The 13,957-nt window shown below is 43.4% G+C and carries 13 protein-coding genes; 5 read left to right on the top strand and 8 right to left on the bottom strand.

The genetic code is table 11. The features are described from left to right. The first annotated feature begins 336 nt into the window (after positions 1-336). Positions 337-1,779, top strand: a complete 1,443-nt coding sequence (locus ABIB39_RS13345) for an arginine deiminase family protein (protein WP_354430653.1) — start codon at positions 337-339, stop codon at positions 1,777-1,779. An 84-nt stretch (positions 1,780-1,863) separates the two neighbouring features. Then, positions 1,864-2,787: a citrulline utilization hydrolase CtlX gene (gene ctlX, locus ABIB39_RS13340; protein WP_354430652.1), complete on the top strand. Its 924-nt coding sequence runs from the start codon at positions 1,864-1,866 to the stop codon at positions 2,785-2,787. Here ctlX and ABIB39_RS13335 read toward each other — a convergent pair. Further along, complete coding sequence (locus ABIB39_RS13335; protein ID WP_354430651.1) at positions 2,777-3,238, bottom strand: hypothetical protein; 462 nt, start codon at positions 3,236-3,238, stop codon at positions 2,777-2,779. The genes ctlX and ABIB39_RS13335 overlap by 11 nt on opposite strands. Positions 3,239-3,656: 418 nt before the next feature. On the opposite strand from ABIB39_RS13335, the gene ABIB39_RS13330 reads away from it, so the two are divergent. Both ABIB39_RS13330 and ABIB39_RS13325 read left to right on the top strand, forming a co-directional pair. After that, complete coding sequence (locus ABIB39_RS13330; RefSeq protein ID WP_354430650.1) at positions 3,657-3,863, top strand: hypothetical protein; 207 nt, start codon at positions 3,657-3,659, stop codon at positions 3,861-3,863. Positions 3,864-4,009: 146 nt separating this feature from the next. Then, positions 4,010-5,404: an arginine decarboxylase gene (locus ABIB39_RS13325; protein WP_354430649.1), complete on the top strand. Its 1,395-nt coding sequence runs from the start codon at positions 4,010-4,012 to the stop codon at positions 5,402-5,404. Between the two features lie 120 nt (positions 5,405-5,524). On the opposite strand, the gene ABIB39_RS13320 is transcribed toward ABIB39_RS13325, so the two are convergent. The 5 genes from ABIB39_RS13320 to ABIB39_RS13300 form a co-directional block, all read right to left on the bottom strand. Further along, entirely contained in the window at positions 5,525-6,412 is an 888-nt protein-coding gene (locus tag ABIB39_RS13320) for a 3-hydroxybutyryl-CoA dehydrogenase (protein WP_354430647.1), read from the bottom strand. Positions 6,413-6,457: 45 nt separating this feature from the next. Beyond that, positions 6,458-7,069: a dethiobiotin synthase gene (gene bioD / locus ABIB39_RS13315; RefSeq protein ID WP_354430646.1), complete on the bottom strand. Its 612-nt coding sequence runs from the start codon at positions 7,067-7,069 to the stop codon at positions 6,458-6,460. Beyond that, a complete protein-coding gene (locus ABIB39_RS13310; RefSeq protein WP_354430645.1) occupies positions 7,062-8,189 on the bottom strand; it encodes an aminotransferase class I/II-fold pyridoxal phosphate-dependent enzyme in 1,128 nt (375 codons plus the stop codon). The genes bioD and ABIB39_RS13310 overlap by 8 nt, the downstream gene beginning before the upstream one ends. Before the next feature lie 71 nt (positions 8,190-8,260). Then, a complete protein-coding gene (locus ABIB39_RS13305; RefSeq protein ID WP_354430644.1) occupies positions 8,261-8,623 on the bottom strand; it encodes a Spy/CpxP family protein refolding chaperone in 363 nt (120 codons plus the stop codon). Positions 8,624-8,754: 131 nt separating this feature from the next. Further along, a complete protein-coding gene (locus ABIB39_RS13300) occupies positions 8,755-9,531 on the bottom strand; it encodes an XRE family transcriptional regulator (RefSeq protein ID WP_354430643.1) in 777 nt (258 codons plus the stop codon). 85 nt (positions 9,532-9,616) lie between these two features. On the opposite strand from ABIB39_RS13300, the gene ABIB39_RS13295 reads away from it, so the two are divergent. Then, complete coding sequence (locus tag ABIB39_RS13295) at positions 9,617-9,979, top strand: GIY-YIG nuclease family protein (RefSeq protein ID WP_354430642.1); 363 nt, start codon at positions 9,617-9,619, stop codon at positions 9,977-9,979. On the opposite strand, the gene msrB is transcribed toward ABIB39_RS13295, so the two are convergent. Then, on the bottom strand, positions 9,969-10,457 hold the full coding sequence (msrB, locus tag ABIB39_RS13290; RefSeq protein ID WP_354430641.1) for a peptide-methionine (R)-S-oxide reductase MsrB: 489 nt from the start codon (positions 10,455-10,457) through the stop codon (positions 9,969-9,971). The two genes, ABIB39_RS13295 and msrB, sit on opposite strands and share 11 nt — an antisense overlap. Positions 10,458-10,710: 253 nt before the next feature. After that, positions 10,711-13,935 carry an eIF2A-related protein gene (locus tag ABIB39_RS13285; RefSeq protein WP_354430640.1) on the bottom strand — a complete coding sequence of 1,075 codons (3,225 nt, stop codon included), beginning with the start codon at positions 13,933-13,935 and terminating at the stop codon, positions 10,711-10,713. Between the last annotated feature and the right edge of the window lie 22 nt (positions 13,936-13,957).

Below are 13,957 nucleotides of genomic sequence, written 5' to 3'. Positions count from 1 at the left end.
AGTTGATGGTCTTTTTGGAAAAACACCTGTAAAGCCGCTTAAAATAGGTGTCCCACGGTGTCCCACTTTTTTTAAAATGAGACAGGTTAATATTTTGTATAAGTATTTGTCTAATAAATAGTTAATATAGAATTTGAAATGATTGCTTTAACTAAATAATTATTTTCAAATTTCTTATTTAATTGTAAATCAATATTTTGTGAAAGTGTTCCACACTATGTTATAAAAAAGTGGGACAGTACAGCTTCACCCGAACGATCTCCGAAGGAGAGAGCCGGGGAGAGGCTGTATTTTCCAACTAAAAACGATAGATTTGTTTCTTCTTTATAACCATTTATGACACTTAATGACAACGATTTTAAAATAGATGTAACATCTGAAATTGGTAACCTGCGCACACTTTTAGTGCATAGCCCAGATAGCGGGTTGGGCAAAGTTGTGCCCTCTAAGGCGCAGGACTGGCTTTTTGAGGATATTGTACATCTGGATACCATGCGCCGCAAGGAGTACGATTACTACATTAAGTTGCTAATGTACTTTCTTGATCCCGATAAAATAAAAGGTAAACTGACCGAGATAGACAGCGAGGCAGCCAACCGCGATTTTTTTAAACCAGATAACGCCGGATTCCATAGTTCTACAAAGGTTATCGAGATCCAGACCCTGCTGGGCGATATTCTGCAGCAAACCGATATCCGCAAGAAACTGGTGGCTGCCGTTTGCGCTATAGAAAGCTGTAATTACAAGCTACAGTTGCAATTGATAGATACCGACCCGGTAGAACTAGCTAAGATCTTTATCTCCGGCTCGCTGGCTGATGATACGATGATCTTCGCGCCAATACCTAACCTTATCTTTTCGCGCGATCTGGGTATTGCCATTAACGATCATATCCTGCTCAACAAACCCGCCAAAAAGGCCCGCTCACGCGAAACGTTGCTGATGCGCTATATCTTTTTTAATCATCAGTTATTTACCGGCTACCGCGAGAAGATCATCGAAATCTCTGAAAACAAGCAGCATTTTTTACGCCCCGGCGAAGCGAACGAGGAGAAAACCACTATCGAGGGCGGAGATGTGATGATGGTTAGTCCGCAGCACCTGATAATTGGTTGCAGCGAACGCACGTCAATCAGCGGTGCCAACGAGGCTATTAAACTATTGTTTGAGAATAATGTGGTAAATAAGATCACGATTGTGAAGATACCGCATAAGCGCGATTATATGCACATCGATACCGTTTTTACCCAGGTAAAAAGGAATGTGTGGGTGCTGCTGCGCTCGTTAACTATCACCGAAACCGAGCAATCGCAAAGCGAACCAATCGCCTGGTTTGCCGATAAAAAGAATAAAGACAAGCCCGAGATAGTTCAGTTTAGGAAGGATAAGAAACCAAAAACGTTTAATACGTTGGAAGATCTGCTTGATAACATTAGCCAAAAGGACCTGGAAAGCACCGAGCCTACAAAATTCATTTACTCGGGTAACGATGAATTCCCGTTTGATGCCCGCGAACAATGGACGGATAGCTGCAACCTGCTGGCCCTTAAAGATGGGGTAGTGGTTGGGTACGACCGGAACGATAAAACGGTGGAAGCCTTTAAACAAAGTGGTTTTGCGGTGATCCACGTTACCGACCTGCTGCCCAAAATGGAAAGCGGCGAAATTGACCCGGAAAAAATGAAAGATACCCTGATACTGATGCCAAGCGCCGAACTATCCCGTGCCCGCGGTGGGTTCCACTGCATGAGCATGCCGTTGAAAAGGGACAAAGTCTGAACCTAATTTTTAGAAATCTGAGGCCGACAAGACATTAATTTAAAATCTTTCAATTAAGCAAATTCGTTCAATTCGAGTTCAGACATGAGCCAACAAAGCACCAATAACCTATTAATGATTCGCCCGGTGGCGTTTGGCTTTAACGCGCAAACTGCCGAAAGTAATGCCTTCCAGAAACAGGACGCCGACCAGCAAGCCGTGCAGCAAAAAGCACTACAAGAGTTTGACGTTTTTGTAACCGTGTTGAGAAACAACGGCGTGAACGTTACAGTGATAAATGATACTATTGAACCGCATACACCCGATTCGATCTTCCCGAATAATTGGGTGTCGTTTCATGATAATGGCGATATATTTTTGTACCCCATGCAGGCTGAAAACCGCAGGCTGGAGAGGAGCGAAGATATAATCCGCGAGTTGGAGGAGCATTTCAAAGCTAACCATGTTGTGGATCTGAGTCGGTTTGAGGCTAAAGAGCAGTTTTTGGAAGGCACTGGCAGTATGGTGCTGGATAGGGAAAATAAGATCGCCTATGCCTGCCTCTCGCCCCGTACCAATGCGGAAGTACTGAAAGCTTTTTGTGATCATTCCGGCTACAATGCTGTAACCTTCGATGCCTTCGACCAGGGTGGGCAGGCCATTTACCATACCAATGTACTGATGGCTATAGGCAGTAAATTCGCGGTGATCTGTTTGGATAGTATTACTGATGCCGATGAAAAGCAAGCAGTTATCGCCTCGCTTAAATCATCCGGTAAAGAAGTTGTCGATATCAACTTCGACCAGATGAACAATTTCGCGGGTAATATGCTGGAGGTGAAGAACAACGATGGGGGAACTTTAATTGTGATGTCGCGAACGGCATATAATTCGCTTAGCGCAGAACAGAAAAATACTTTGGAAAAATATGGTAAGTTGATTTATGCCGATATTAATACCATCGAAACCAATGGTGGCGGTAGCGTCAGGTGTATGATGGCGGAGGTGTATTTGGCGGTTAGAGATTAGACCCCCAAGTAGTTGCTCTTTTCATTATTTTCTCACTGTCAAACTCCCTATAGCTCTTGTCAAAGCAATTTATAATAGCATAAATTGTTGCTATCGCATAATACTGTGGATGTGAATCAATGGCGTGAAAGCTACTTTTGGTTACCTCGTAGACTAAATTAAGATTTTCTCCACGAAGTGCTACAAGGTGTCCGTGAAAGGTCTTAATAGTGTCTATTATGTGTTCTTTAATTTTATAAATATCTGGCAGTTGTTTTTCACTTACGGACCAAATAACTTTTTCACGATTATCGCTATAAATTTTTAATTCAATATGCCCATAACCACCATTGATCGATTTTATAAATTCCCCACCTCCTTCGACAATCGACAGGTCCCAATTAATTAATTTTTCTTCAATGGCTTTTAACTCTTTGAATTTTGAATAAAAGCTCATAACTACATCTTCCATTATCTGAATTTTTATCTATGATAAGTATTAGTTTACATTATGATTTTGTGTCGTTAAAATACGTTTAAAAATTAAATTTCCCTATCAGATTTAAGAAGACAGATTTATGAGAAATTCTTCATTCCAGCCCTTGTTGGTGTTGTCACCAACAAGCCGCCATGCATTCGCGCTATCCATCGGCTACAAGCATGAGCGTTATTAATAAAATGAATAAACTTCGAGTCTGGACTAAGATGTCAAATATATCCGGTCTGTTGGGTATACTATTAGCATTAGGTGATATATTTTTTGGCAAAAGCATTAAATCAAATGGCCAATTTGTGTTATGGTATATTTTAGCATCTGTTTCTTTATTAATGTTTCTAATTTCAGAAGCTATGAAATTTAAATTAAGGAAGGCAAGACCGTAGTCGATGGGGTGCTTTTTTCAGCTGACGCGCACGCGTTCCGCAGTGCCTTTACCAACCATCCTGCGTTAAGGATTGCAGCGGATACCTGCCCCGAGCCTAATGCCTGTGCGCAGTATGAGCGAAAAGCCTGGCCCGCAGGGAACGCCATTGTTGATTTTTTTCTATACAAAACCATCTGTCAGTCTGAGCCTGTCGAAGACTTAAACGCTCTGTAATGTCGGCCAATGGTTCTACAAGCTCACCATGACATTTATAAGGTGCAAATCGCCCCACAAACAAATTACATTGTTACTATAAAATTTCCACCCAACAAATACAAAATAAATCCGTTAAAAATATACATTTGCACAAATTTTAAAGAATGCAGAGTTACCAGGATTTTCTTGACCTAAGCGTTGGTTTCCCACAGGAAGGTTACGAGATAATAGATGATGAATTATACTTCCACGATCTTAATTTGATGGAAATGATCGAAACGTACGGTACGCCGTTGCGCTTCACTTACCTGCCTATCATCAGCAAGAAAATACAGCAGGCTAAGCTGCTTTTTCAGCAGGCTATCATCAAAACCAACTATCGCGGTAGCTATAAATATTGCTATTGCACCAAAAGCTCGCATTTTAAGCACATTGTAGAAGAAGCGCTGAAGAACGAGATCCACCTGGAAACATCATCAGCTTTTGATATGCCGATGATTGACGCATTGGAAAAAAAAGGCGCTGTAAGCAAAGATATTACGGTTATCTGTAACGGTTTTAAAACATTCCAGTACAAGCAGTACATTATTGATATGCTGCACGATGGTTTTACCAACATTATCCCGGTGCTGGATAACAAGGAGGAATTTAACCTTTACGACGATGAGGTTGAAATGGAGACACCATGCAACCTGGGCATCCGTATAGCTGCAGAGGAGCAACCTGATTCGCAGTTCTACACCTCGCGCCTTGGCATTCGTATGGAGGATATTATCGACTTTTACCACAATAAAATAGAGAACAACCCTAATTTTCAGGTTAAGCTGTTACACTTCTTCATTAACTCGGGTATCTCTGATACGCCATACTACTGGAACGAGCTGGAGAAATATGTAACGCTATACTGCAAATTTAAAAAGATAAACCCTGCGCTCGATACGCTGGATATCGGCGGTGGTATGCCGTTTAAAGATTCGCTGGTGTTTGATTTTGATTACGAGTACATGATCAACGAGATCGTGAGCCGGATCAAAGAGATCTGCGCCGAGCACGATACCATGGAACCGGATATTATTACCGAGTTTGGTAAATACACCGTGGCCGAAGCATCGGGTATACTGTACAAGGTATTGGGCCGCAAGCAACAAAACGACCGTGAAAAGTGGCTTATGCTTGATGGATCATTTATTACCAACCTGCCGGATGTTTGGGCGTTAAACCAAAAATATGTGTTATTGCCGATAAATAACTGGGATAACGAATACGAGCGTGTTAACCTTGGCGGTATCACCTGCGACGGGCAGGATTACTACAACCAGGAAGCCCACATGAACAGTGTATTTATGCCGAAAACGCGTAAAGTACAATACATGGGTTTCTTTAATACCGGCGCTTACCAGGAAGTGTTAAGCGGTTATGGTGGTATCCACCATTGCCTGCTGCCATCGCCTAAACACGTTATTATCCGCCGCAACCGCGACGAGACCTTTAACTTTGAGGTGTTTGGCGAAGAACAAAACAGTAAACAAGTATTGAAAATTTTAGGTTACACCACCTAAGGGTTCCAATCTGATCTAATATTAAGAAGCACCGCTAATTAGCGGTGCTTCTTTGGTTAAAATATTTTGTCGTTCTGGACTTGTCGAAGACCTATTAAAGAGGTGTCCATATTATTAGCTTTATAAAAATTTATCTGCTACAACCAAATCTTTGCTGCCTGCTGTGTATTTATAAAACCCGGTGCCGCTTTTAACACCAAGGTGACCTGCTGTAACCATGTTAACCAGTAGTGGGCAAGGGGCATACTTAGGGTTACCGAAGCCGTTGTGCAGTACACTTAATATAGCCAGGCAAACATCAAGGCCAATAAAGTCGGCCAGTTGAAGCGGGCCCATCGGGTGGGCCATACCCAGTTTCATCACGGTATCAATCTCGTGTACTCCTGCGACACCTTCAAACAGGGTGTACACCGCCTCGTTTATCATCGGCATCAAAATGCGGTTGGCTACAAAACCAGGGTAGTCGTTCACTTCAACCGGGTCTTTACCCAGCTGGCGCGAAAGTTCCATGATGGTATGGGTCACTTCGTCTGTGGTCGCATATCCACGGATAACTTCTACAAGTTTCATAACAGGCACCGGGTTCATAAAGTGCATGCCGATAACATTGGCCGGGTTGGCCGTAACCGCTGCGATTTCAGTTATGGAGATAGACGAAGTGTTTGACGCCAGTATCACATCAGGTTTGCAAACTTCGCTCAGCTGTTTAAACAGTTTTAGTTTTATCTCGCGGTTCTCAGTAGCGGCTTCCACAACAAGGTCGGCATTGACTGCGCCTTCAGATACATCAGTATAAGTTTTAATGTTGCCGAGGGTGGTGATTTTTGCGGCTTCGTCTATAGCACCTTTTTTTATCTGCCTATCAAGGTTACCGGCTATGGTTTGCAGGGCTTTTTGCAGGGCGGCATCGCTGATATCAACAAGTGACACGTTAAACCCGTTCTGTGCAAAAGTATGGGCAATCCCCTTACCCATTGTGCCCGATCCTATAACTGTAATGTTCTTCATGGTATAATTGGTTTTATTCCCATTGGGATGGAAATCTGCTGCAAATTACAAGGAAATATACTTACCTGCATCAGCAATAATGCTTTTGTCGATAGTTGGAAACTGCGGTACACGGCCTAAATGTTTTATTTGAGTGTATTTGATAATATATTCCTCGGTAGAAGCATTCTCTTCGCCATTAAAAATAATGCCCTTAACCGGGATGCCACGAGTTTTTAACGCCTCAATTGATAGCAGCGTATGGTTAATACTGCCCAGGTAATTTTGCGACACCAATATAACTTCGGCGTTAAGCTGTTTAATGAGGTCAATAACCAGGCAATGGTCGTTAAGGGGAACCATTAATCCACCGGCACCTTCAATCAGCAATTGGTTATCAGTTTTTGGGGCGATGATGGTTGATTCATCTATGGTAATACCATCCAGCATTGCCGATTTATGCGGCGAATAGGGTTGGATTAAGCAGTAGGTTTCGGGATGGAAAACAGAGGTTTTGTTTGATATCAGGCGTTGTACTTTCATGGTGTCAGAATTATCCAACTCGCCCGATTGTACAGGTTTCCAGTAATCACATTTTAATTTTTCTACCAATACGGCCGATATAAGCGTTTTGCCAATATCGGTACCAATGCCGGTTACAAATAGCGGTTTATTCATAGGTAATGTTGTTGATGGTCGAGGTAAGCAAGCTGATCTCTTCGGCAGTATTATAGAAGTGGAGACAAATGCGGATGCGTTCGGCTCCCTTGCCAACAGTTGGGCTTAATATTGCCCGTACGTCCAGCCCTGCTTTTTGCAGTGCCTGTGCCGCTTGTTTAGCCTTTTCGTTACTTTTTAAAATGATGCATTGGATAGCGCTGTCGCTTTGCAGTAAAGGATAAGTTATGTTTTGTTGAATGCCCTGTTTAAACTGACTGATGTTATGGTGCAGTGTCTCTGTTTCTGCTGATGTTTTGGTCAATAACTCATAAGCCATCTTCACCGCGGCCAATTGGTGAAATGATGCCGCAGTAGTATAAATAAAGGCACGCGAAAAGTTGATCAGATATTCGCGCAGCAAATTGCTGCCCAATATAATTGCCCCGTGGCACCCCAATGCTTTGCCGAAGGTTACCACACGGGCAAATACTTCATTTTGTAAACCTAAATGCGAGATTAACCCTGCGGGATATAAGCCAACGGCATGTGCCTCGTCAACAATTAAATTAGCGCCGTATTGTTCGGTTAGCTTTAATATCGCTGCAATAGGCGGGGTATCGCCATCCATAGAATAAACACTTTCTATCACCACGTAACAAATACCCTTCGCCTGCTTTAGCTTAGCCTCCAGGCTCTCTAGATCGTTGTGACGGAAGGTATATCGGTTTGCGTGACTAAGTCGCGCACCATCTATGATAGAGGCATGGATCAACGTGTCATGAATAATGGTGTCACCTTTTTGTGGCAGGGAAGAGAACAACCCCACGTTGGCATCATAGCCCGAGTTAAACAACAACCCTGCTTCACTTTGATGGAAACCAGCTATCTGTTGCTCCAGTTCTTCGGTGTACGCGATGTTGCCCGAGATGAGCCTTGAACCTGTGGCACCGTTTAAACTTAGCGGATAATTATCAAGTTCCCACTGAATATTTTCCTTTAAAACATGGGAGCGGGCAAAGCCGAGGTAATCGTTAGAGCAAAAATCTACCAGCTTAGTTTCGGGGCGCAGGCCGCGGTAAGTGCCCAGCGCTTCGCGTTCATCAAGTTTGCTTTGGATATATTTTTCTGCTGATGACACACTTTTAAATTTCTGCTAAAATAGAAAAAGCGGCCTATATAGCCGCTTCTTTTATTTTAGCATATACTTTATTACTTGTTAGATGGTGCACCACCGCCGCCGTTTTGGCGTTGCGCGCGCATTTCATCTATTCGTTTTTGCCATGTTGCTGCCTGTTCTGCGGTTAAAATAGCTTTAACTTTATCGTTGGTAGCTTGCATCATCGGGCGCATTTGTGTGCGCATATCGCCACCGGCAGTACGAAGGCTATCCATAGATTTGGTTTGCGCATCATAAACAACGGTGATCTTTGCAACCTGGTCGTCAGTAAGTTTTAAGCTTTCTTTCATGGCTTTAACCCTGTCTGCGGTGGTCATTCTTTGGCGGCCACCTTGTGCGTGGCTTACTGCTGATATTCCTAATACGAATAAGCAGATCATCATAATCTTTTTCATTTTTATAATTTTTAGTTTAACTGATGTTATAGATAAAGATAACAGCGAATAGTTTAACCTGTTGCACTGTAACTTAATTGTTGCTATAACCCGGTTTAGATCCGCACAACGTAACTTAAATGTTGCCGCTTTTAATTTACGTCCTTATTAAGGTTAGCAATCGAACGCTGCATTTGGGCCATCATACTGGTAAGGCTTTCCATGGTAGGTTCGGCGGTAGGCATCGGCATATGAGTAGATATATAGGCCTTTGCTTTCCAAACTTCCAGCACATCATCGGCGCTTATTTCATAGGGCTCGTAAACGGGGTTGTCAGATACCAGCTTCATGTTACGGCCTTCTTTATATTTATTACCCGCGCGTTTATAAACCACGCCATCGTTTTTAGAAATAATAACATACGTCTCGCCAATCTTAACATCGGCCCAGTTCTCCAGGTATTCACCTATTATAGTAGTGCCTGATTGCAGTGGCAACATCGAATCACCTTTTATCTCGAAACCACGGTAAGTACCCTGTTTAAACATTGGCAGATAAAGCTTTGGTAACTGGCCCACATATTCCGGGTCGGCGTAACCATTTAAATAGCCTGCACTTGCCTTTAGAGGAACCATTTCGATGTTCTCATTATCTTCCTTATCTACCGAAATACTTAACACCCTGAGGTTTGCGGGATTGCCTTTTGGCTTCGGTGCCCACTTCTCATCGATGGTTTCATTAATAAAATCATCAATTGATATGTCAAAAAATATTGCTAATTGTTTTAGTAGTTCATACTTGGGTTCGGCGCGTTCTTCTTCGTATGCGCCTACTAATGAACGTTTTATACCTACCTGGTCGGCAAACTGTTGCTGGGTTAGGCCCTTCTTTTTGCGAAGGAATTTAATATTTTGTGAAATATTTGCCATAAATATTTGGAATTGCTAAAATAGTTAGTATTTTTATGCTCATAAAATTAGTAATTATTTTTTAATCAGCAAATTTTTTTATCAAATGAAAAGGTTCGTATATATAATCACAGACAGAAACAGGAAAAACCTGCACGTAGGGATGTGCACAGATCTATTGAAAACCCTTAAGTTTTACGGCGAAATGCCTACCCTGTTTTTTGATAGCGCGCAGCAACTCAACAGACTGGTTTATTTTGAAGAGATAAATACCGAGGAGCAGGCGATGGAACGTTTTAAAATGGTGAGCACTTACACCCGCGCGCAAAAAGAAAAAATGATCCGCCCCGTAAATCCGGACTGGGTTGACCTTACCGCAGGCCTTAACTACGAAAGTGGTGTAAGAGTAAGGCCCGCCATTTACGGCAGGCCTTCTATACAAGCAGCACGAAGGGCGGTTACTTTTTAACAAATACCAATGCGCCCGAGTTCATGCAGTAGCGTTTGCCGCCACGGTCTTTAGGGCCGTCGTTAAACACGTGGCCAAGGTGCAGGCCAGTGCTTTTTTCAATAACCTCGTCACGGCTCATGCCAAAGCTGCTGTCGTGCACAATTTCTACTTTGTTTGGGTCGACAGCCTTTACAAAACTTGGCCAGCCAGTACCGCTTTCAAATTTATCAGCCGAACTGAATAATGCTTCGCCGGTTGCCGCGCTTACGTACATACCGTTTTGGTGATTGTTGTAATAAGCGTTTTTAAAAGGCGTTTCGGTGCCGCGCTCAACCATTATCTCGTATTGGTTGGCAGTAAGCTTTTGTTTCCACTCAGATGCAGGTTTAGCCATTGGCCTTTTCTCCTGCGGTTTTTTATTTTGTCCGTTGCTGTTACCGCACCCAAAGGTTGCTAACATACTAACTACCAGTATTGCTAAGATCGATTTTTTCATAATACTTAAGTTACGAATATTGTGCCAACGCGGATGTCATGTAATTGACAGTTTGCAGTAAACAGTTTGCAGTTTCAGCTGATGGCTTATAGTAGGTAGTTTGCAGTTATAGCCTTTGCCCTGCAGTTTTCAGTTGGCAGTCAATATCAGCAGTTTGCATTCATAGCCTTTACTTGTCAGGATAATTGATTGCCGAATTTTTAAATCTCCTAATATTTCCACCCTGCCAACTTACACCTGCTAACTGAACAACCTACCATCCCGGAGCAAATGTCAACCCAAATACAGGTTTTTTAATATCAGTACGGTTGAACGGAACAGCTAAGTATGGTTCCAGCACAAAAGCGCCAAAAAAGTTAACCCTTAACGAGATCCCCGCGCTAAGTGCCGGCACACGCTGATTGGTATTGTAGGCGGTTTGTGTTTGCGGGTTGCCGTTAGCATCAAGCACCGGATTACCATTAGTACCTAACACAGGCGTTTGACCGATAGCGTCAGGCGCTTTTTGGAACTTGATGTCGTTGCCCTTGTTCCAGGCTAAACCGGCATCAAAGAACAGGTTAAGATCACTAAACAGGAATTTTGATTTGATAACCGCCAATTTCTCCGGCCCGGTAAATGGTAAACGGATCTCGAAGTTTGCTACCGCGATGCGGCTACCCGAAAGCTGATCGATAGTGAACCCATTTTTATTTGCTGTTTTTGAATTATAAAAGGTTTGCGCCTCGTAACCCCGGATCAGGAAGGGGTAACCCACGTATAACGGGTACAATCCACTCACATTATTACCAAAACGACCGTAGCCATATAGCCTTGCAGCAAAGGTTACCGGCGCCACACGTACATACTTACGAAGATCTACAGTAGGCGAGAAGAAGTGGTAAGTGCCTACATTATACTCCGCCTCGATACGGAAACGATGCCCGTTCAATGGTGCTGCAATACCAAAATACGAATCGTCGCCAACCAGTGCGGCGCTTAGTCCATAAATATTAAACGGTTTTAGGTCGATGCCATTTTCGGCAAGGAACTGCGCGCGTGAAATTTTGTGTTTTTTATAATCTAACAACCCGCCTATAGCTAACTGGTCCACGCCATTTGCATCGGGCGTATTGGTGTAGGCATAATAACTGCTGTACCTATCTACCCGGTAAGAGTATCGCGAAGCAGTTGTTCCAAACTCGGTGCGTAGAGCGCGCGATAATGGGTATGATGCAAACGCCTGCAGCTGGTCTTCAAATGTGCGGATGATGTCTGTCTTTTCTTCATAAACAGGCGTTGATGTACCACCGACATCGATGTTAGTGAAATTGTAGCCGTAGGTACCCGATTGATAGGGGATATGCGATATACCCAGCCCAAAATTCCAGCGTCCCTGCTGGTTAATGTACAATACCGAGCCGCCAAAATCATAGATCGCTCCATTTACAGCCAGCCCTGCATATATCTGGTTCCTGCCTAAAATATCACTAAAGATCCCCTGCACACCACTTGATAAACCTGTACCAAACGAACTTACCGAGACGCCAACTCCGCTGCTGCCCAATGCATCCAGCTTAAATTTTGGTTTGTATGGTACGGCATGGATAGAATCGAGCGGTATCTTACTGTATGCCAAATAATTGTTCAGGTTGTAATTGATCAGGTCGACACCGACCGAGCGCAATGGCGGCAGCATGGCTGCAGTGAAATTTGTTGAACCCGGGTCAACCACTACAGGCTTAAAATCGGATACTTTTGCGTTGTAGATGGCGTATTTCTGTGAACGATAATAAGAGTAAACCACATCATCGTTAGCGGATAAACTCAACGCGGGCGAATATTCTGTGATGCCACAGATCCCGGTAAACAGGTCGGTCATTTGCTCTACTTTGCCACCTGCAAAAGTATAACGGTACATGTTGCGGAAACCATCCTTGTTAGACAGGAAATAAACCTGTTTACCATCTGATGAGTATTGGGGGTTAAGGTTGTTAGCCCCGTCGAATACTTTTATATCGTTTACTTTACCCGTGGTAATGTCTAATTCGGCTAAGTTAAAGGTAATATTCTGCGAAAGTTTGGTGTCGTAAGTTGCCCTGTCGCTTGAGAAGATGATATGCTTGCTGTCTTTTGAAAAATTTGGCTGATAATCTGAGTATTTATCATTGGTAAGCTGTATAACTTTTTTCGATTCGAAATTGTACATATACAAATCGCCCTGCCCTTCTGACATGCCCTGGAAAGCGACGTACTTACCATCCGGCGACCAGGTAAGGTTACTGAACTGCTCTGCTTTGCCCATTGAAACATCGTTCACTATCCTGCCATCCGGCACATCCACAACCAGCATCCGGTTGCGGCCTTTGTTGAATACGCTGAACGCGAATTTTCTGCTATCCGGCGACCAGGTGCCTGCCGATTCTATAAAGTTAAACTCATCGATATGGGTGTTAGATACTTTACTGGTAAGCCGTTTAATCACCCGCCCCGTTTTAGCATCCGCCAGGTAAAGGTCAATACTGAATAAACCCTTTGAGGAAAGGAAGGCCAGATACTTACCATCCGGGCTAACTGAAGGGGCGACGGTAAGATCACCGCCAACCTTAGCATCGATAATGCGTTTGCCCACCGGCGTTTGAACGGTATCTTTTAAATAGGGTTTGTAAGTATTCTCGATAGAGTTTTGCCACAGGCGGGAGAGGGTTTTATCATCATAACCCAAAGTGCGGCGGATGCCATACTCTAAGCCAAAACGCGCTGTGTTTTTGAAAAAGGGTACAATAATAGTATCACCATATGTAGACCCCAGGAACGACCAAAAAGCCTCGCCGTAACGGTAGGGGAAGTATTTGTTGCTTTGGGTAAGGTCGCGCACAGTAGGGATATCGTGGTTAAGATAAGCATCTCGCATCCACATTGCGGTGTAGGCATCCTTTTTGCCTAACGACAGGTATTCAGCCATACCCTCAACCATCCATAGGGGAATGTTGCCGATATTTTCGAAGTTGGAAGAATCGCGGCCAAGCAGCATGTGATACTGAAAAGCGTGCACTAACTCATGCCCCAGCACGTGGCGGGTGGTTTGGTTAGTTTCCATTATCGGCATCACCACACGGTTTTTTAAACCCTCGGTAATACCACCCGTGCCGACGCTAATTTCGCCATCTATAGCCGTAGTCTGCTGAAAATCGGGGTGGTTGGCGTAAAGGATAATTGGGTTGGGCCTGTTAAATGTATCGCGGAAAACCTGCTGGTGCACGGTGTACCATAATTCGCTTTCTTGCGCGAATCGTTTAATGAGGCTATCATTTTTCAGATAGTAGTAGATCTCGAAATGGGGGGTCTTGTAAACCTTGAACTTTAGGTTTTTGTACCGTACCTTGTTTTGTCCAAAGTATTGAGCCTTGGCCTGTTGATTAAATAATAGCGCGGCTACAAGGCATAATAATATAAAAGGATACTTGATGGATAAATTGCAGGGGTAACGTTTATACATACATAGCGGTTTATACGATATT

Origin of the sequence: Mucilaginibacter sp. UYP27 (assembly GCF_040547175.1) — a bacterium.
In the GTDB taxonomy this organism is placed as follows: domain Bacteria; phylum Bacteroidota; class Bacteroidia; order Sphingobacteriales; family Sphingobacteriaceae; genus Mucilaginibacter.
This window is presented reverse-complemented; position numbering and strand designations above follow the sequence as displayed.

Bases quoted from the DNA above. Each gene is read 5' to 3' on its own strand.
- ABIB39_RS13345 (WP_354430653.1), top strand. From the start codon at position 337: ATGACACTTAATGACAACGATTTTAAAATAGATGTAACATCTGAAATT.
- ctlX (WP_354430652.1), top strand. From the start codon at position 1,864: ATGAGCCAACAAAGCACCAATAACCTATTAATGATTCGCCCGGTGGCG.
- ABIB39_RS13335 (WP_354430651.1), bottom strand. From the start codon at position 3,238: ATGGAAGATGTAGTTATGAGCTTTTATTCAAAATTCAAAGAGTTAAAA.
- ABIB39_RS13325 (WP_354430649.1), top strand. From the start codon at position 4,010: ATGCAGAGTTACCAGGATTTTCTTGACCTAAGCGTTGGTTTCCCACAG.
- ABIB39_RS13320 (WP_354430647.1), bottom strand. From the start codon at position 6,412: ATGAAGAACATTACAGTTATAGGATCGGGCACAATGGGTAAGGGGATT.
- bioD (WP_354430646.1), bottom strand. From the start codon at position 7,069: ATGAATAAACCGCTATTTGTAACCGGCATTGGTACCGATATTGGCAAA.
- ABIB39_RS13305 (WP_354430644.1), bottom strand. From the start codon at position 8,623: ATGAAAAAGATTATGATGATCTGCTTATTCGTATTAGGAATATCAGCA.
- ABIB39_RS13300 (WP_354430643.1), bottom strand. From the start codon at position 9,531: ATGGCAAATATTTCACAAAATATTAAATTCCTTCGCAAAAAGAAGGGC.
- ABIB39_RS13295 (WP_354430642.1), top strand. From the start codon at position 9,617: ATGAAAAGGTTCGTATATATAATCACAGACAGAAACAGGAAAAACCTG.
- msrB (WP_354430641.1), bottom strand. From the start codon at position 10,457: ATGAAAAAATCGATCTTAGCAATACTGGTAGTTAGTATGTTAGCAACC.
- ABIB39_RS13285 (WP_354430640.1), bottom strand. From the start codon at position 13,935: ATGTATAAACGTTACCCCTGCAATTTATCCATCAAGTATCCTTTTATA.